Annotated in this window: 13 protein-coding genes; 5 read left to right on the forward strand and 8 right to left on the reverse strand. The window is 73.7% G+C overall.

All coding sequences use genetic code 11. The features are described from left to right. Nucleotides 1-2: 2 nt before the first annotated feature. Together ACGFN2_RS00765 and ACGFN2_RS00770 are read right to left on the reverse strand one after the other, a co-directional pair. Nucleotides 3-890 carry a 3-keto-5-aminohexanoate cleavage protein gene (locus ACGFN2_RS00765; RefSeq protein WP_393356437.1) on the reverse strand — a complete coding sequence of 296 codons (888 nt, stop codon included), beginning with the start codon at nt 888-890 and terminating at the stop codon, nt 3-5. Nucleotides 891-940: 50 nt separating this feature from the next. Next, the gene (locus ACGFN2_RS00770) at nt 941-1,810 is read right to left on the reverse strand and encodes a TetR family transcriptional regulator C-terminal domain-containing protein (protein ID WP_393356439.1); all 870 of its coding nucleotides are present in this window, start codon (nt 1,808-1,810) and stop codon (nt 941-943) included. A gap of 206 nt (nt 1,811-2,016) precedes the next feature. On the opposite strand from ACGFN2_RS00770, the gene ACGFN2_RS00775 reads away from it, so the two are divergent. From ACGFN2_RS00775 to ACGFN2_RS00785, 3 genes are all read left to right on the forward strand, one after another. Then, entirely contained in the window at nt 2,017-4,080 is a 2,064-nt protein-coding gene (locus ACGFN2_RS00775) for a SpoIIE family protein phosphatase (RefSeq protein ID WP_362610504.1), read from the forward strand. Between the two features lie 82 nt (nt 4,081-4,162). Then, nucleotides 4,163-5,563 carry a glutamine synthetase family protein gene (locus ACGFN2_RS00780; protein WP_362610506.1) on the forward strand — a complete coding sequence of 467 codons (1,401 nt, stop codon included), beginning with the start codon at nt 4,163-4,165 and terminating at the stop codon, nt 5,561-5,563. A gap of 142 nt (nt 5,564-5,705) precedes the next feature. Next, complete coding sequence (locus ACGFN2_RS00785; protein ID WP_393356442.1) at nt 5,706-6,980, forward strand: MFS transporter; 1,275 nt, start codon at nt 5,706-5,708, stop codon at nt 6,978-6,980. A 63-nt stretch (nt 6,981-7,043) separates the two neighbouring features. On the opposite strand, the gene ACGFN2_RS00790 is transcribed toward ACGFN2_RS00785, so the two are convergent. Further along, a complete protein-coding gene (locus ACGFN2_RS00790; protein WP_393357148.1) occupies nt 7,044-7,838 on the reverse strand; it encodes a L,D-transpeptidase in 795 nt (264 codons plus the stop codon). Between the two features lie 486 nt (nt 7,839-8,324). Here ACGFN2_RS00790 and ACGFN2_RS00795 point away from each other — a divergent pair, with 486 nt between their 5' ends. Then, entirely contained in the window at nt 8,325-9,722 is a 1,398-nt protein-coding gene (locus ACGFN2_RS00795) for an NADP-dependent succinic semialdehyde dehydrogenase (protein ID WP_362610514.1), read from the forward strand. Between the two features lie 222 nt (nt 9,723-9,944). Here ACGFN2_RS00795 and ACGFN2_RS00800 read toward each other — a convergent pair whose 3' ends face one another. After that, nucleotides 9,945-12,086 (reverse strand): SpoIIE family protein phosphatase, encoded by a 2,142-nt coding sequence (locus tag ACGFN2_RS00800; protein ID WP_393356444.1) that lies wholly within the window; start codon nt 12,084-12,086, stop codon nt 9,945-9,947. A 279-nt stretch (nt 12,087-12,365) separates the two neighbouring features. On the opposite strand from ACGFN2_RS00800, the gene ACGFN2_RS00805 reads away from it, so the two are divergent. Next, complete coding sequence (locus ACGFN2_RS00805; RefSeq protein ID WP_362610518.1) at nt 12,366-12,800, forward strand: DUF2000 domain-containing protein; 435 nt, start codon at nt 12,366-12,368, stop codon at nt 12,798-12,800. 60 nt (nt 12,801-12,860) lie between these two features. Here the strand turns inward: ACGFN2_RS00805 and ACGFN2_RS00810 are convergent, their stop codons facing one another. The 4 genes from ACGFN2_RS00810 to ACGFN2_RS00825 all read right to left on the reverse strand — a co-directional run bounded on the left by ACGFN2_RS00810 (nt 12,861) and on the right by ACGFN2_RS00825 (nt 17,453). After that, complete coding sequence (locus tag ACGFN2_RS00810; protein ID WP_362610521.1) at nt 12,861-14,084, reverse strand: metallophosphoesterase; 1,224 nt, start codon at nt 14,082-14,084, stop codon at nt 12,861-12,863. Nucleotides 14,085-14,335: 251 nt separating this feature from the next. Beyond that, nucleotides 14,336-14,845 carry a DUF1990 family protein gene (locus ACGFN2_RS00815; protein WP_393356447.1) on the reverse strand — a complete coding sequence of 170 codons (510 nt, stop codon included), beginning with the start codon at nt 14,843-14,845 and terminating at the stop codon, nt 14,336-14,338. Between the two features lie 104 nt (nt 14,846-14,949). Beyond that, complete coding sequence (locus ACGFN2_RS00820; RefSeq protein ID WP_393356449.1) at nt 14,950-15,801, reverse strand: crotonase/enoyl-CoA hydratase family protein; 852 nt, start codon at nt 15,799-15,801, stop codon at nt 14,950-14,952. Beyond that, nucleotides 15,801-17,453 (reverse strand): acyl-CoA dehydrogenase family protein, encoded by a 1,653-nt coding sequence (locus tag ACGFN2_RS00825; protein WP_393356451.1) that lies wholly within the window; start codon nt 17,451-17,453, stop codon nt 15,801-15,803. The genes ACGFN2_RS00820 and ACGFN2_RS00825 overlap by 1 nt, the downstream gene beginning before the upstream one ends. Nucleotides 17,454-17,509: the final 56 nt, after the last annotated feature.

The raw sequence follows: 17,509 nt of genomic DNA on the forward strand, positions 1-17,509 counted from the left end.
GGTCAGGCCCGGGGCTTCAGGCCCAGCCGGGCGCGTGCCTGGTCGGGGGTGGCGACCGTGGCGCCGAGCAACTCGGTGATCTGGACGGCGCGTTCGACGAGCTGCCCGTTGGTGGCCTTGACGCCCTTGCTGAGGTACAGGTTGTCCTCCAGGCCCACCCGGACATGCCCGCCGAGCAGGATCGACTGGGCGACCCACGGCATCTGCATCCGGCCGAGCGCGAAGCTCGCCCACTGGGCGCCCTCGGGCAGCATGTGCACCATCGACTGCAGTACCCCGGGGTCGGCCGGTGCGCCCCACGGGATGCCCATGCAGAGCTGGAAGACGGTCGGGTCGTCCAGCAGCCCCTCGTCCAGCAGCTGCTTGGCGAACCACAGCTGACCGGTGTCGAAGATCTCCAGCTCGGGCCGCACGCCGAGTTCCTGGATGCGCCTCGCACCCGTCCGCAGCATGTCGGGGGTGGAGACATAGAGGCTGGAGCCGTCGCCGAAGTTGAGCGAGCCGCAGTCCAGGGTGCAGATGTCGGGCAGCAGTTCCTCGACGTGCGGGAGCCGCTCCAGGCCGCTCACCAGGTCCGTACCGGGCAGCTGCCGGAGCGGGCGGTCGGGGTCGATCACCAGGTCGCCGCCCATGCCGGCGGTGAGGTTGATGACGACGTCGGTGCCGGTCTCCTTGATCCGCTCGACGACCTCGGCGTACAGCCGCGGGTCCCGGGACGGATCGCCGGTCTCCGGGTCGCGGACGTGGATGTGCACCACCGCGGCGCCCGCTGCCGCCGCCTCGACGGCCGACGCGGCGATCTGCTCGGGCGTGACGGGGACGTGCGGGGAGCGGCGGACGGTGTCGCCGGCGCCGGTGAGCGCGCAGGTGATGATGACCTCGTGGTTCACGGGTGTCCCTTCGCTGGGGTGGGTGCCTCGGTCGGCGGGGAACGGTGGCGTCAGGCGGCGGAGGCGGGGGTGAGCTCGCTCTCGACGAAGGCCAGCAGGGCGGCGTGCATGGTGTCGGGGCCGGTGCTGTCCGGGGCGGTGGCGAGCACCTGGGTGGCCAGGCCGTCGATCAGCGCGGTCAGCCGGAGCGCGGTGAACTCCGGGTCGACGGTCCGGAAGACGCCCTGGTCGACGCCGCGGCGCAGGACCTCGGCGACGGTGGTGCGCCACTGCCGGTAGTAGTGCTCGTGCAGTCGTCCCACGGCCGTGGAGCGGGCGGCCTGGGCCCACAGGTCGAGCCAGACCAGCCACTGGCGGCGCTGCTGCGCGGTGCGCGGGGTCTGGAGCGCGATCAGGTGCAGCAGCTCGGCACGGGCGTCGGGGGCGGCGGCCAGTCCCGCGGCGCGGCGTGCGGTGTCCTCGTCCATGCACCAGCGCACGGCCGCCTCCAGCAGCTCGTCGCGGCCGGGGAAGTGGTAGTGCACGGCGGCCGGGCTGGTGCCGCAGGCGGCGGCGATGTCGGTGACCCGTACCCCGTGGAAGCCGTGCTCGGCGATCAGCCGGACGGTCTCCCGCACGATCTGCAGCGGCCGGCCGCCCTCGGGCACCGCGGCCGGCTCGCGTCCGGGCGGCGTCGCGGGCCGCTCCGGGGCACCGAGCAGCCAGCCGGTGCCGACCGCGCCGATATCGGCGATCCGCACGATCTCGGCCAGCGTGAAGCGCCGGGTTCCGCCCAGTGACCTGGACAGTTTCGACGGGTCCATCACGATCCGGCGGGCGAACTCGCGCTGGCTGCAACCGAGCCGGCCGATCACCTGCCGGACACGGTCCGTGACCTCTCCGGCATCGTCGGTGACCCGCTCTCCGGGGGCGTCTTCCATGGTCCGGGACCGTAACAGTGCGTTGAGAACATCGCAATGGACGAGAGGGCGGCGGCATGGAGGCAATCCAGTCATGGCCGGGTTCGTGGTGCGGAATTGCGGGGAGCCTGAGAGTTGAGTCAGTGACTTCGGTGCGGTTGCCGCAGTGATGCCGGGCGCAGGGGCTGAAGACGCCGCAATCCGGGTGAATGTGGCAAAGTGACGACATGGCTGAGCGGGGAGCGAAGCGGCCCACCGTGTCGGTGCCGGACGACTGGCCCGCCCACCCGGACCTGACCCTGGCCCTCAACGGCATGGGCGGCTTCGACTGGGACCTCGACAGCGGGCTGATGCACATGGACGCGCCCGCCCTCGAGGTGTTCGACATGCTCCCGGCGGAGTACGACGACCACCCGGCCACCCTCAACACCCGGGTCCCGGCCCATGAGGCGGCCCGTCTGGACGCCCTGGTCGCACGGGCGCTCAAGGACGGCAGCGACTCCTACGGCGCCTACTTCCGGGTGCGGCTGCGCGACGGTGAGCTGCGCTGGACCCACAGCCAGGGCAGCATCCGCCGGGACAGCACCGGCAGGCCCCGCCGGATCATCGGGGTGGTCCGCGACGCCAGCCACGAGTACACCCACGCGGCCGAGCGGCTGGCCGGTGACGAGGAGCGGAGGCGGCACACCAGCGTCGTCGAGCGCACCACCGCGGCGCTGGCACACGCCAGGACGGTCGGTGAGGTGATCGCGGTGCTCGCCGACGAGCAGGGGCTGAGCCGGCTGGGCGCGGAGAACGTGATCCTGGGCCTGGTCGAGGCCGGACGCATCCGGCTGATCTCCGAGGGCAAGGCGGGCAGCTTCGTCCCCGACCTCGAATACACGCGGGTGGGGGACGAGTTCCCGATGAGCGAGGTCGTCCGCACCCTCACCCCGCGCTATGTGGGCAGCCGCGCGGAGTTCCGGCACAAGTACCCCCGGCTGTGGCCGGCCATCGAGCCGCTGAACGTCAACTCCGCCGCCTATCTGCCGCTGATCGCGCAGGGCCGCCCGATCGGGGTGATCGGCCTGTTCTTCGAGCGGGAGAGCGACTTCCGCGACCAGGAGCGCAACGTCCTGGTGGCGCTCGGCAGCAGCATCGCGCAGAGCCTGGCCCGCGCCATGCTCTACGACCAGGAGCACGACCTCGCCGCCGGCCTCCAGCAGGCCATGCTGCCGCGCCGCATCCCCGGCATCCCCGGCGCCCAGATCGCCGTCCGCTACCGCTCCGCGCGGATGGGCCGGGACATCGGCGGCGACTGGTACGACGTGATCCCGCTGCCCGACGGCCGGGTCGCCGCCGTCATCGGCGACGTCCAGGGCCATGACACCCAGGCCGCGGCGCTCATGGGCCAGCTGCGGATCGTGCTGCGCGCCTACGCCGCCGAAGGGCACGCCCCCGCCACCGTCATGGGCCGCGCCTCCGCCTTCCTCAACGAGCTGGACACCGACCGCTTCGCCACCTGCACCTACGTCGACGCCGACCTGAGCACCGGCTCCGCCAGGATCGTCCGGGCCGGCCATATCGACCCGCTGCTGCGGCACGCCGAGGGCATCTGCCGCCGGCTGCCGGTGGCCGGCGGGCTGCCGCTCGGGATCTCCTCCGAGTTCCGGCGGCTCGACTACCCGGTCACCACCGTGCAGCTCGCCCCCGGCGACACCCTGCTGCTGTGCACCGACGGCATCGTCGAACAGCCCGGCACCGACCTCGACATCGGGATGCGCGAGCTGGCCCGCGAGGTCCGCGACGGCCCCCAGGACGTCCAGCAACTCGCCGACCGGCTGTGCGAGTCGGCGGATGACCGCACCGGCGAGGACGACATGGCGCTGCTGCTGCTCCGCCGGCTGGGCACCCCGCAGCACGACATCGTCGGACGGTTCCGCCAGCACATCGCGCCCGCCGACCCCGAGGGCCTCTCCGCCGCCCGGCACATGATCCGGGCCGCGGTGCGCGCCTGGGGCGCGGCGGACCGGGCCGAGGAGATCGAACTCGTCGCCGACGAGCTGATCACCAACGCGCTGCTGCACACCGACGGGGAGGCCGTGGTCAACATCCGTATGCCGCACAGCGTCGGGCGGCTGCTGCGGCTGGAGGTCGAGGACCACTCCAGCAGCCTGCCGCGCCGCCGCGAACCGGGCGAGGCCGGTGTCTCCGGCCGTGGCCTCCTCCTCGTCGACCGCCTGGCGGACGTCTGGGGTGTGGAACCGCGCGGCAGCGGAAAGTGCGTATGGTGCGAGTTCAACTGCTCCTGACCGGCGGCGGCGAGACGTACCGGCAGGGCGATCAGCGGGCACGGGTGCCGAGGCCTCGGCACCGTCGAGTGAGGACGGCTCTATGGGAACGCGGGCTGCGGAACAGCGCGAGGAAGCCCGCCGGTCGGCGGCGCGGCTGACGGCGGAAGGCGTCCTGAACACGGCGCTGACCTGGGTGGACAACGCGGGCATCACCCGCGTCAAAACCGTTCCGGCGCACCGGCTCACGGCCGTCGCCGAGCGCGGCGTCGGGATGTCACCCGTCTTCGACGTCTTCACCTCCGACGACACCATCACCGCATCCGAGCACCTCGGCGGGCCCGACGGGGACCTGCGGCTCTTCCCCGACCTGGACCGGGCCACCGTCCTCGCCGCACAGCCCGGCTGGGCCTGGGCGCCGGTGGACCGCTACGACCAGCTGGGCCGGCCGTACCCCGGCTGCCAGCGGCAGTTCGCCCGGCGGATGGCCGAGCGGGCCGGTGCGGCCGGTCTGGACGTGCGGATGGGATTCGAAACCGAATGGGTGGTCACCCGCGCCCCGGCCGGACCCCGGTCCGCCGCCACCGACCCGGACGACCCGCTCGACTACCCCTGTGCGGGCCCCGCCTACGGCATGACCCGGGTCGTCGAACTCTCCGACTACCTCCGCGATGTCACCGAGGCACTGACCGTCCAGGGCATCGACGTCCTCCAGCTCCACCCCGAGTACGCCCCCGGCCAGTTCGAGGTCACCACCGCCCCGGCCGACCCCGTCCGGGCCGCCGACGACGTGGTGCTGGTCCGGGAGACCGTCCGCGCCGTCTCCGCCCGGCACGGACTGCGCGCCTCCTTCGCCCCGACGGTCGTCGCCGGGCAGGTCGGTAACGGCTGCCACCTCCACCTCGGCCTGTACCGCGACGGCGTCAGCCTGCACCGCAGCCCGGACGCCTCGTGGGGCCTGGCGCCGGACGCGGTGGCCTTCCTGGGCGGTGTCCTGAACGCCCTGCCCGCCCTGCTCGCCCTCGGCTGCCCCTCACCCGCCAGCTATCTGCGGCTCCAGCCCTCCCAGTGGGCCGGGGTCTACCAGTGCTGGGGCGTGGAGAACCGGGAGGCGGCGCTGCGCCTGATCACCGGCGCTCCCGACGACCCCGACGGCGGGCATGCCGAGGTCAAGACCTTCGACGCGGCCGCCAATCCGTACCTCGCGGTCGGCGCGGTGCTCGCCGCGGGGCTGCACGGCATCGAGTCCGCTGCGCAGCTGCCGGAACCGCACGCCGGCGACCCGGGCACCCTCGGCGTCCGCGAGCGCGCCCGGCGCGGCATCGTACGGCTGCCCGCGACCCTCACCGAGGCGGCCGACCGGCTGGAGAAGTCGGCCCCGCTGTACGAGGCGATGGGTGAGGTGCTGCACGGGGCGGTGCTCGCGGTCCGGCGGGCCGAGGAGGCGCACTTCGCCGGCTGCACGGCGGAGGAGATCGCCGCCGCCACCCGCTGGCGCTGGTGAGGCGGGCAGCAGGCCGGCCGGGGCGCCGGAGACAGCGGCCGGGCCGGCCTGCTGCCCGCGCCGCGCGTAAGGGGCAGGCGCCCGGGGTGCCTCTTCCCGCCCCGGCCCCCACGGCCGCCCCGTCCCGTGCTTAAACTGCCGCGTGCCCCCTACAACGACCGCCGAAAAGGGCGAAATACCCCTGCGCTCCCGGATATTCGCCGATCTGACCCCGCTGCGCGCCTCTCCCGACTACCGCCGTCTCTGGTGTGGCAACACCATCTCCTGGATGGGCCAGCAGATGACCGCGCTCGCGGTCTCCCTCCAGGTCTACGCCCTCACCCACTCCACCTTCTCGGTCGGCCTGGTGGGGCTGTGCTCGCTGGTCCCGCTGGTCGTCTTCGGGCTGTACGGCGGTGCCATCGCCGACACCGTCGACCGCCGCAAACTGGGCCTCTACAGCGCCCTCGGCGCAACGGCGCTGTCCGTGGTCCTGGCCGCCGCCGCACTGGCCGGATACCACCGGGTCTGGCTCCTCTACACCGTCGTCGCCTGCCAGGCCGTCTGCTTCGCGATGAACTCACCGGCCCGCTCCTCGATGATCCCGCGGCTGCTGCCCACCGAGCAGCTGCCGGCCGCCAACGCCCTCAACTCCCTGACCACCAACCTCGGTCTGATGGGCGGGCCGATGCTGGGCGGCGTCATCGTGGGCCTGTGGGGCTATCAGACCGCGTACCTGATCGACGTGGTGGCCTTCGGCGGTTCGCTGTACGCGATGTGGCGGCTGCCGGCCATGCGGCCCGACCAGGGGGAGGGACCGCAGCGCCGGGCCTCCGTACTGGACGGCCTGCGCTTTCTCGCCACCCGGCCCAACGTGCGGATGACGTTCTTCACGGACCTGGCGGCGATGGTGCTCGCGCAGCCGCGTGCCCTGTTCCCGGCGGTCGCGGTGCTCTGGTTCGGCGGGGACGCCAAGACGGTCGGCCTGCTGGTCGCCGCGCCCGCGGTGGGCGCCGTACTGGGCGGGCTGTTCTCCGGCTGGCTCGGCGGCATCCGCCGGCACGGCCTGGCCATCCTGATCGCGGTGGCCTCCTGGGGCGCGGCCATCGCCTGCTTCGGGCTGTCCCGGCAGCTGTGGCTGGGGCTGTTCTTCCTGGCGGTGGCCGGGTGCGCGGACACCGTGTCGATGGTGTTCCGCAGCACCATGCTGCAGGCCGCGACGCCGGACGCGATGCGCGGCCGGCTCCAGGGCGTGTTCATCGTCGTGGTCGCGGGGGGCCCACGACTCGGTGACTTCCTCGCCGGTTCGGCGGCCGACCTGACCTCCCTGGCCACCGCGGTGATCGGCGGCGGCCTGGCCTGCGTCCTGGTCGTGGCCGCCCTCGGCCTCGGCCGCCGCTCCTTCGCCCGCTACGACGCCCACGACCCACAGCCGTGAGGCCGGGGCCCATTGACCGGCGCCTCCGACGGCCGTGAAGCCGGGACGGTCAGGGACGCCCCCTCAGTAGCGGGTGAGGGCGGTCGGCCCGGACACGGTGCCGACGGCGAGGTGCGGATGTGCGGACGGCCGCACCCAGGCCAGGATGCGTGCCATCGCCCCGGCCGGTACGGACACACAGCCGGCCGTGGCGCCCTTCCCGTGGACATGGAGGAAGATCCCGGCACCGCGGCCGCGCACCGGGCGGTGGTAGTTGAAGCCGGTGACCAGGGCCCGGCTGTACTGCGTCGGATAGCCGGCCAGCCGCTCGGACTCACCGGCCGCGCAGTCCGCGGGCAGCGGTTGCACCCAGCGGTTGTAGGAGGCGGAGGCGTTGTCCTCGCACCACCAGGAGTCCGGGCCGACCCTGCGGTAGGGGATCGCGGTGCCGGGCGGTGGCGGTGCGGTCCCGAAGCCGAACGGCAGGTCGTAGAGCCCGGTCGGGGTGGTCGAGGTGCCCTGCACCCGGCTGCCGCCCTCGACGAGCCCGCCCGCTCCGAAGCGGGCCGGCGCCGAACCCCGCTGCCGCCAGCGGCCGTTGACCCGCTGCCACCACTGCACGGTCCCGGTGGTCGCGGCGGTGGTACCCGCGCGGGCGGTGATCAGCTGGGTGCCGCCCCCGGTGTCGGCCATCGCGGCGGGGAGCGGCACCCGAGGGGCGGGGGAGGCGGCGGGCGGCCCCGCCGCCGCGACCAGCGCCGCACCGGCCGCTGACAGCAACGCCACGGCACGGGCCCCGGTCCTGCCGCGGGCCGCGACCGGGCGCCGCACCGGAGGCTCCGCCGGGCCCGCCGCCGTCCCGGTCCTCGTCCACGTCATGGGCATGCCCGCAAGGTAGCGGGGGACCGGTGCGCCCGGCGCCGCCCGATCGGGTCACATACGCCGTGCCCGGCGCCCACGCAACCCGTCCGCGGCAATCCGCCGTGCGCCGGGGCCATGGACGGGCGAAACTCGGGTACGGGGGCTGATGTGCCACTAGCCGTCTCATTCTGGAGGCCCGCAGTGCAGCGGCAACCGCATACGTGCAGTGAGCGCACGCTCGACCGTGATCGGCAGCCCGCGCCGGAGCCGGGGGACCCGCCGCCGAACCCGGTCCCCGACCCGCTCCCCGGCCCGCCGGTCCCGCCCGCGCCACCGGAACCCATCCCGCCGGAACCGTCGCCGATACCCCGTCCGCCCGGACCCGATCCCGACCCGGTCCCGGAGCCGTCCCCGGCCCCTTCGCCGCTCTCCTAGGAGCCGCCCGGACTTCCGCCCCGCACACCGCGGGGACCACGCCCCCGCACCATCAAGGAGGTGCTGATCATGGCCATCGCCACGGTCAACCCGGCCACCGGCGAGACCCTGAAGACCTTCGACGCGCTCAACGCGGGCGAGATCGAAGATCATCTGGTCCGGGCGGAGCAGGCCTTCCAGGAGCACCGCACCACGAGCTTCGCGCGCCGCCGGGATCTCCTGCTCGCGGCCGCCGACCTGCTCGACGCCGACCAGGACGGCATCGCCCGCACCATGACCACCGAGATGGGCAAGCCGCTGACCCAGGCGCGCGCGGAGGCCGCGAAGTGCGCCAAGACCATGCGCTGGTACGCCACCCACGCCGAGGCGCTGCTCGCCGACGAGCACCCCGACCCCGGCGACGTCAGCGACTCCGGTGCGCGCCGCGCCGTGGTCCGCTACCGCCCCCTCGGCACCGTGCTCGCGGTGATGCCCTGGAACTTCCCGCTCTGGCAGGTCGTACGGTTCGCCGCGCCCGCCCTGATGGCGGGCAACACCGGGCTGCTCAAGCACGCCTCGAACGTCCCGCAGACCGCGCTCTACCTCGAAGAGCTCTTCCGCCGCGCCGGTTACCCCGAGGGCTGTTTCCAGACTCTGCTGATCGGCTCCGGCGCCGTCGAGGACATCCTGCGTGACCCGCGGGTCGCCGCCGCGACCCTCACCGGCAGCGAGATCGCCGGCCGCGCGGTGGCCGCCACCGCCGGCGACGAGGTCAAGAAGACCGTCCTCGAACTCGGCGGCAGCGACCCGTTCCTCGTGCTGCCCTCCGCCGACCTCGACAAGGCGGCCCGCGTCGGCGTCACCGCGCGCGTCCAGAACAACGGGCAGTCGTGCATCGCGGCCAAGCGGTTCATCGTGCACGAGGACGTCCACGACGCGTTCGCCGAGCGGTTCACCGCCCGGATGGCCGCGCTGACGGTCGGCGACCCGATGGACGAGAACACCGACATCGGCCCGCTCTCCAGCGAACAGGGCCGCTCCGACCTGGAGGAACTCGTCGACGACGCGGTCCACAAGGGCGCCACCGCCCTGTGCGGCGGACAGCGCCCGTCGCAGCACCGCGCGGGCTGGTTCTACGAGCCGACGGTGCTGTCCGGCATCACCCCCGACATGCGCATCCACCACGAGGAGGCGTTCGGGCCGGTCGCCACGCTCTACCGCGTCGCCGACCTGGACGAGGCGGTGCGGGTCGCCAACGACACCCCGTTCGGGCTCAGTTCCAACGCCTGGACCCGGGACCCCGGCGAGCAGGACCGCCTGGCCCGCGACCTGCAGGCCGGCGGGGTCTTCTTCAACGGGATGACCGCCTCCCACCCGGGCCTCCCGTTCGGCGGCGCCAAGCGCTCCGGCTACGGACGGGAGCTCTCCGGCCACGGCATCCGGGAGTTCTGCAACATGACCACACTCTGGTACGGGCCGGAGGACTGAGCACCCGTGCGCGGCACGGGACTTGGGACCGACGGCCCCTGTTCCGGCGAGGTTTTCGTCCGGGACATGAGGGTGTACGTTCCGGACAGGCCGAGTCGGCCAACGGCCAGGTTGGTCGGCTCGGCCCCCTGTGGCGCCGGGCGCGGAAGGACGCCACCCGCCGCGGGACCTGTCCGGGCATGGCATTGACGTATCGTCAGCCACCTTTCCCCGTACGCGAGTTCAGTGCGCCAGATCCGACGTGTCCGGTACCGCGAACTCGCACCACAGGGCCTTGCCCGCGCCCCGCGGCTCCGCGCCCCATTCGTCGGCGAGCGCCTCGACCAGCATCAGTCCCCGCCCCGAGGTGGCGGTCTCGCCGGGACTGCGCCGCCGCGGCCAGCGGCTGGAGCGGTCCTCGACCTCCAGCCTGATGCGGCGCGGGGTGCCGGCCAGCAGCTCCATGGAGACCAGGGCGCCGCTCTCGGTGTGGGTCAGCGCGTTGGCGATCAGCTCGGAGGCGGCGACCTCGATGTTGTGCATGACGGCGCCCGCCCGCCACTGGTCCAGGGTGCGGCGCAGCGCCGAGCGGACCTCGGCGGCGCCCGACGGATCGGCCTGGTGGACATGCAGCCGCAGCCGCGGCGTGGTGGCGCCCCCGGGACCGGGCAGCCGGTGCAGCAGCAGGAGAGCCATGTCGTCCTCCGAACCGGGATCGGCCCACAGGTGAGCGGAGAGCCGGTCGGCGAGCGCCTCCAGGTCGGCGGGGCCGGCGCGGACCGCGGCGGACAGGGCGTCGATGCCCGCGGAGATGTCCCGGCCGGGCTGTTCCACCAGGCCGTCGGTGCACAGCAGCAGCGTCGAGCCCGGCTCCAGGAACAGCTGGGTCTCCGGGAAGTGGTCGCGCCCGAAGTGCGTGGCCAGGCCCAGCGGCAGCCCGCCGCGGATCTCGGGCCAGTCGATGTGCCGGGAGCTGTTGCTGATCAGCGGGCCGAGATGGCCGGCCCGTGCCAGGTGCAGCGCCCCGGATTCCAGGTCGGCCTGGACGTACGTACACGTCGCGAAGCGCTCGGTGTCCAGCTCGGCCAGAAAGCGGGAGGCCCGCACCAGCACCGTCTCCGGGGAGTGCCCCTCGCTGGCGTAGGCGCGCAGGGCGATCCGCAGCTGGCCCATCACGGCCGCCGCATGGGTGTCGTGCCCCTGCACATCACCCACCACCAGCCCGGTCCGCCCCTGCGGCAGGGCGATCACGTCGTACCAGTCGCCGCCGATGTCCCGCCCGACGCTCGCCGGGTGGTAGCGGACGGTGACCGCGCCGCCGGTGAGGGGCGGCAGCCGGCGCGGCAGCATCGTCGCCTGGAGGCCCGTCGCGAACTCCCGCTCCTGGTCGAAGAGGGTCGCCCGCTGCACCGACTGCGCCACGACACCGGCCAGCGCCAGCGCCAGGTTCCTGGCCTCCGGCGACTGCACCGCGGGCTCGGCGTTGAACAGCCCCAGCGCACCGATGACGGTGTCCTGCGCGACCAGCGGGAGGAAGGCCGCGCTGCCCGCCGGCAGTACGCCGGTGTACGGGCGCAGCCGCGGGTAGCGGGCGATCAGCTCACCGCGGCTGCCGAGGAAGATGGAGCGCCGGGAGCGCGCCGCGTCGGCCAGCGGCAGGGTGTCGTCCAGCCGGGAGGTCATCATGTCGTCGGGCACCTCGCCCTCCAGCCCGGCGGTGGCGATGACCTTGAACCGGTCGTTCTCGACCAGCCCCAGGACCAGCCCGTCCGCACCGAACCGCCGGGCCCCGCCGGACCCGGTGAGCACCCGGGTCACATCCCCGACGGACAGCGCACGGGCCAGCGCGGCGGTGGTCTGCTGCACCATCACGGTCTGCCGCTGCCGCTCCTGCTGGAGCGAGCGCAGCAGCGCGGAGTCCGCCAGCTCGCCGGTCGCCTCCCGGACGATGCCGATGATCCGGTACGGCTTCCCGTCCGCGTCGTGCAGAATCCGCCCCTGGGAGTGCGTCCAGCGCTGGGTGCCGTCGCGGCACTGGACCCGGAAGTACGCGCCGTACGACGAGTGGCCGTCCTGCAGGGCCTGGGAGAGCGCCTCGTCGAGCCGCAGGCCCTCCTCCGGGGGCACGCGGGCGACCAGGGACATCGGCGCGCCGTCGTACTCGTCCGGACGGAGGTCGAAGACCTCCAGGGCACCGGGGTCCAGGTTCATGAAACCCTCGTCCAGATCCCAGTCGAAGGTGCCCGTCCGGTTGAGCGAGAGCCGCTCACGCAGGCCGATGGGCTCACGGTGCGACACCCCGGAGTCCTCCGGGACATGGCGCCACTCCCGGTCGGCCCGGGGGTCGTAGGCCCTGTCGGACGGTTCCAGGGGCGGGCCGGTCATGGTGCGCCGCGCCTCATGGCCCGGACGCGCGGGACATACGGGCCCGCTCCCGGCGGGCGGCGCCGGGGGACGGCAGCCCGCGAGGCCGCGCCGAGCACACCTCGTGCCCTCGGTCGCGGGCCGTTGACCGGGGCCGATATCCACCGGAACGCGGCCATGCGAACACCCTAGGCGCGGGCCGGAAGCCCCGCATGTCCGGTACGTCCGCAGGGCCGCCGTGCCGCCACCACGCCAGGAACGTACAAGAAGAGGAGGCGGGGCGGTCGGCAGGCTCGGAGCATGACCACCGAGCACACCTCCCCCGTACGCTTCGACACCAAGATCGCCGTTCTGCTGCGCGAGGACCTGGAGCCCTGGCAGCGGCTGAACGTCACCGCGTTCCTGGTGAGCGGTTTCGGCTCCCAGCTCCCCGAGGTGATCGGCGAACCGTACGCCGACGCCGACGACACCCCGTATCTGCCCATGTTCCGCCAGCCCGTGCTGGTCTTCGAGGGCACCAAGGAGGTCCTGACCGCCGCACACGGCCGCGCCCTGTCCCGCGCGCTGCCCCGGTCGGTGTTCACCTCCGACCTCTTCGCCACCGGCAACGACCGGGACAACCGCGCGGCGGTACGTGCCGTGCCGACCGGCCGGTTGGACGTCGTCGGCCTCGCCGTGTACGGCCCCCGCAACGCGGTCGACAAGGTACTCAAGGGCGCCCGGATGCACCCCTGAGCGCCGCCGTACCCCGTGAACGCCCGTCCCGGGAGCGCGCCCCCGGGACGGCCGCTGCCGTCAGGCGTGCGCCCCTGCCGGGGCCGCGACCGGCCGGGTCTGGCGGGTCCGGTGGGCGAGGGTGGCCTTCCGGGTCGCCACATCCACGGTGTACGCGTCGATGGTCAGCCGCGCGCCGGAGACCTTGAGCACCATGAAGCCGTGGTCGGAGAAGTTCTGCCAGGCCGCCGGGTGCCCGAAGTGCGCCGTGCCGTCCTCGGTCTTGGCCGAGGCGCCGCACACCACCTGCCGGGTGCCGCCCGTACGGGCCGTCGGCTCCAGGATCTGCAGCGTGTGGTCATGGCCGGACAGGATCAGATCGGCCCGTCCGCAGACCACGTTCTCGTACATGTCCTTGAGGTGGACACCGCTGGTGTAGTTCCCGATCTCGAAACCGTCGTAGGAACCGGCGCTGCCGTGCTTGCCGTTGTTGAGGTACGGGTGGTGCCCGATCACCACCTTCCAGCGGGCGCGCGAGGCACGCAGCGCACCCTCCAGCCAGCTCCGCTGCTCGCGCATGTACGGCCCGTCCCAGCGGTAGTGCGGGTCGAGCTGGGCCACGTACGACGACCAGGGGATGGTGTCGAGGGCGAAGAACTCCACCAGCGGGTCGGCGGCGGGCAGCGGCACGCTGTAGTAGCGGCTCGGCATGTACCAGCGCTTCGACGTGGCCGCGTAGGCGACCTCGCGGTCACCGCGGGAGGGGTCGCCGCCGCTGCCGGGGATCAGCCCCGAGCAGTCGTGGTTGCCCAGCACCATCAGCCAGGGCACGTCGATGCCGCTGTTCGGCTTCTCGAACTTGTCCTGGAACTCCGAGTCGTCGTCGGACTCCGGCCCGTTCTCGTAGATGTTGTCGCCGAGGCCGACCGCGAGGCCTATCCCCTCGCTCCGGCAGAGGTCCCGGGCGGCGGCCGCCACCGCGTACTGCGCCTCGTCCCCGGTGCCGGCGTCGCCGGTCACCAGGATGGCGAACTCGCCCTTCTTGTTGGGGTGTTCGGGGAACGGAAAGGCCCCCGGGCCGCCGCGGCGGGGCGCGGCGGACGCGGGCGACTGGCCCGGCGACGGCAGCACCGTGAGCGCCGCACCGGCCATCGCGCCGCCCAGCAGGGTCCGCCGGTTCACCCACTGCGGAACGCGCCCCGTCGTCCGCATCGACGGCCCCCCGGCCGTCGCCTCCGACCCGGTCCGCAGCCACTCACGCTCGGTCATGTCCGCCTGCGGCGGGATCAGTTCGTCATCACACATGTCTGGTTTTCTTTCACGGTCGCCAGAGGTGATGGTGACGAAATGATGAAGCCGAGGTGGACGTATGGCGATCAGCGGGCGTCATGCTACGCGCCGGTAACTACCCGTGTTCCGCAGGTCATCAGGGGGTGAGCGGGCGCCGTGCCGGGAGGCCGGTGAGCGGTGTCAGGTGCGCGCGCCGCCGCCCGGTTCGGGCGGGCGGCGGGGTGGCGGCGACGGGGTGACAATGGCCGGTTCCCGTCACCCGGAGTTCACGGACGGTTCGCCAGGCGGCGGAGGGTGCGGCCGAGGTGGCGGACGTACTGGCGCTGGAAGACCGGAACCAGCGGGCCGGCGCCACGGGTGAGTGTCCGGGCGGGCCGGCTGAAGGCGGTCACCGTGAACCACACCGACCCGTCCGCGCGCAGCTCGGCGACGAACGCCTCCTCCCCGCACATGGGATGCCCCTCCCGTGCCCCGTAACCGAACCCGATCCGGTCCTCCTCGGCCACCGTCCACACCACGGTGCACGGCGCCCGCAGCCGCAGCGGGCCGAACCCCAGTGAGACCTCGACCTGCACGCCCTTCGCGGCCCGTGGGGCGTCGGCGCGGATTCCGGTGCCGGCCGCGCGGTGCATCCGGAAGGTGGTGATCGCCTCGCCGGCCGCGCTCAGCACCGTGCGGCCGTGGCCGAGCGGCAGCTCCTCGTGGAGGTGGCGGTAGCCGGACGGCAGCGGGGTATGCCGAGTGCCGCCCGCCTCGGGGTAGTTCAGCTCGTGCACGGGGTACTCCTGGCGGACGGGCGGCGAAGGCGGGGCAGGGTGACGGTACGCGGAGCGCCGCGGGCGTTCAACGACGCCGGCCGGCCGCGCGGGGGTGCCTGCCGTCAGCCGGGGGGACCGGTGCGGGCGCCGGGGGAGTCCGGAGCGGCCCCGGGGCGGTCCGGCTCCGTGGGCGCGGCGGCTCCCGGGTCCGGGCTCCGGTCCGGTGCGCCGTGCCGCCCCGCCCCCGCGGCGAACCGGGCCGCGCCCTGGGTCGCCCCGGGCAGGACGGCACGCCCGTACCGGAGTTCCGCGGCCATCGCCGCCTCCTCGTCCCGGCCCTCCTGGTCCAGCAGTGAGGCACGGTCGCTGCGCAGACAGTCCTGCGGGAAACGGGCCAGCTCCGCCGCCAGCTGCTCCGCCTCCGCGCGCGCCGTACCGGGCGGCACCACCCGATGGACCAGGCCGATGTCCAGCGCCTCGGCGGCCGGGACCGGACGCCCCGTCAGCACCAGGTCCAACGCCCGGCTCGCACCGATCAGCCGGGGCAGTCGGACCGTACCGCCGTCGATCAGCGGCACGCCCCAGCGCCGGCAGAACACCCCGAACACCGCGTCCTCCTCCGCGACTCGGAGGTCGCACCAGAGCGCCAGTTCCAGGCCGCCGGCCACCGCATGCCCGGCGACCGCCGCGATCACCGGCTTGCCGAGCCGCATCCGGGTCGGTCCCATCGGCCCGTCCCCGTCCGGGGCCACGCGGTTGCCGCGCCCGGTGCCGATCGCCTTCAGATCGGCACCGGAGCAGAACGTCCCGCCCTCGCCCCACAGCACCGCCACCCGGGCCCCCTCATCGGCGTCGAACTCCCGGAAGGCATCGGCGAGTTGCCGGGCCGTGTCACCGTCCACGGCGTTGCGGGAGGCGGGCCGGGACAGCACCACCGTCGTCACCGGCCCGGCCCGCTCCACCCGTACGGACATCAGGACGCGCCCGCGGCCGCCGGGCGGCTGCGCTCCAGGATCGAGGCCAGATCGGCGCCTGGGTGCAGGGTGCCGAAGGCGTGGCCCCACTCCCCGTCGAGCCGTGAGGCGCAGAACGCGTCGGCGACCGCCGGGTGGCTGTGCCGCACCAGCAGCGAACCCTGGAGGACCAGCGCCATCCGCTCGGCCAGCGACCGCGCCCTCAGCTGCGCCTGCTCCGGATCGCCGAGCCCGCCGAGCATCTTGCGGACCCCGGCCACCGCCGCGTCCAGCCGCCGGTCGGCGCCCGCCGCGGTCTCCACCTCGGCGAAGAACGCGTCCAGCGCGGCCGGTTCCCTGCCGATCGCCCGCAGCACGTCGAGCGCCGCGACGTTCCCCGAGCCCTCCCAGATGGACAGCAGCGGCGCCTCCCGGTAGAGCCGGGGCATGCCGGATTCCTCGACATAGCCGTTGCCGCCCAGACACTCCAGGGCCTCCGCCGCGTGCGTGCTGCCCCGCTTGCACACCCAGTACTTGCCCGCCGCCAGCGCCAGCCGGCGCAGCGCCGCCTCCCCGGCGTCCCCGGCCTGCGCGCGGTCCACCGCCGCGGCCAGCCGCATCCCCAGCAGGGTCGCCGCCTCCGACTCGACCGCCAGATCGGCGAGCACCGAACGCATCAGCGGCTGGCGGTCCAGCTCCCGCCCGAACGCCCGGCGGTGCGCGGTGTGGTGCAGCGCCTGCCGCAGCCCGGCCCGCATCCCGGCCGCCGACCCCAGCACACAGTCCAGCCGGGTCATGTTCACCATCTCGACGATGGTCCGCACCCCACGCCCCGGCTCACCGACCGGCCACGCCACCGCCTCGTCGTACTCGATCTCGGAGGACGCGTTGGAGCGGTTGCCCAGCTTGTCCTTGAGCCGCATCAGCCGCATGCCATTGAGCGAGCCGTCCGGCAGCACCCGCGGCACCAGGAAGCAGCCGAGCCCCTCCTCGGTCTGCGCCAGCGCCAGGAACACATCGCTCATCGGCGCGGAGGTGAACCACTTGTGGCCGGTGAGGCGGTAGCTGCCGTCGCCGGCCGGCACCGCGCGCGTGGTGTTGGCCCGTACGTCGGAGCCGCCCTGCTTCTCCGTCATCGACATACCGGCGATCAGGCCCGACTTGGTCAGCGGCGGCCGCAGACCGAAGTCGTAGCTGCGGGCGGCGAGCAGCGGCTCGTACTGCGCGGCGAGATCCGGCGCGGCCCGCAGCGCGGGCACTGCGGCATAGGTCATCGAGACCGGACAGCCGTGGCCCGCCTCGGCCTGCGACCAGACATAGAACTTCGCGGCGCGCACCAGATGCGCCCCGGAGCGGCCGTCCGTCCAGGGGGCGGCGTGCAGCCCGTGCTCCACCGCGACCGTCATCAGCTGATGCCAGGCCGGATGGAAGGTGACCTCGTCGACGCGGTGCCCGAAACGGTCGTGGGTGTGCAGCCGTGGCGGCTGCTCCTCCGCCCAGCGGGCCTGCTCCTGCACCGCGGCGGAACCGGCCAGCGCGCCCAGCTCGGTCACCTCCCGCACGCCCCACTCGGCGCCCTCCCGGCGCAGCGCCTCCAGCAGGGCCGGCTCGTCCGCCGCGCTGAACCCGGTCAGCGGCGGGGCCTGATTCACGACTTCATGGGTGACGGTCATACCGTTGACGTTACAGAACCCATACAGCCGCGTGAAGGCTGTAATGCCCGATGGGG

The organism is Streptomyces sp. NPDC048612 (assembly GCF_043199295.1).
Lineage (GTDB): Bacteria > Actinomycetota > Actinomycetes > Streptomycetales > Streptomycetaceae > Streptomyces.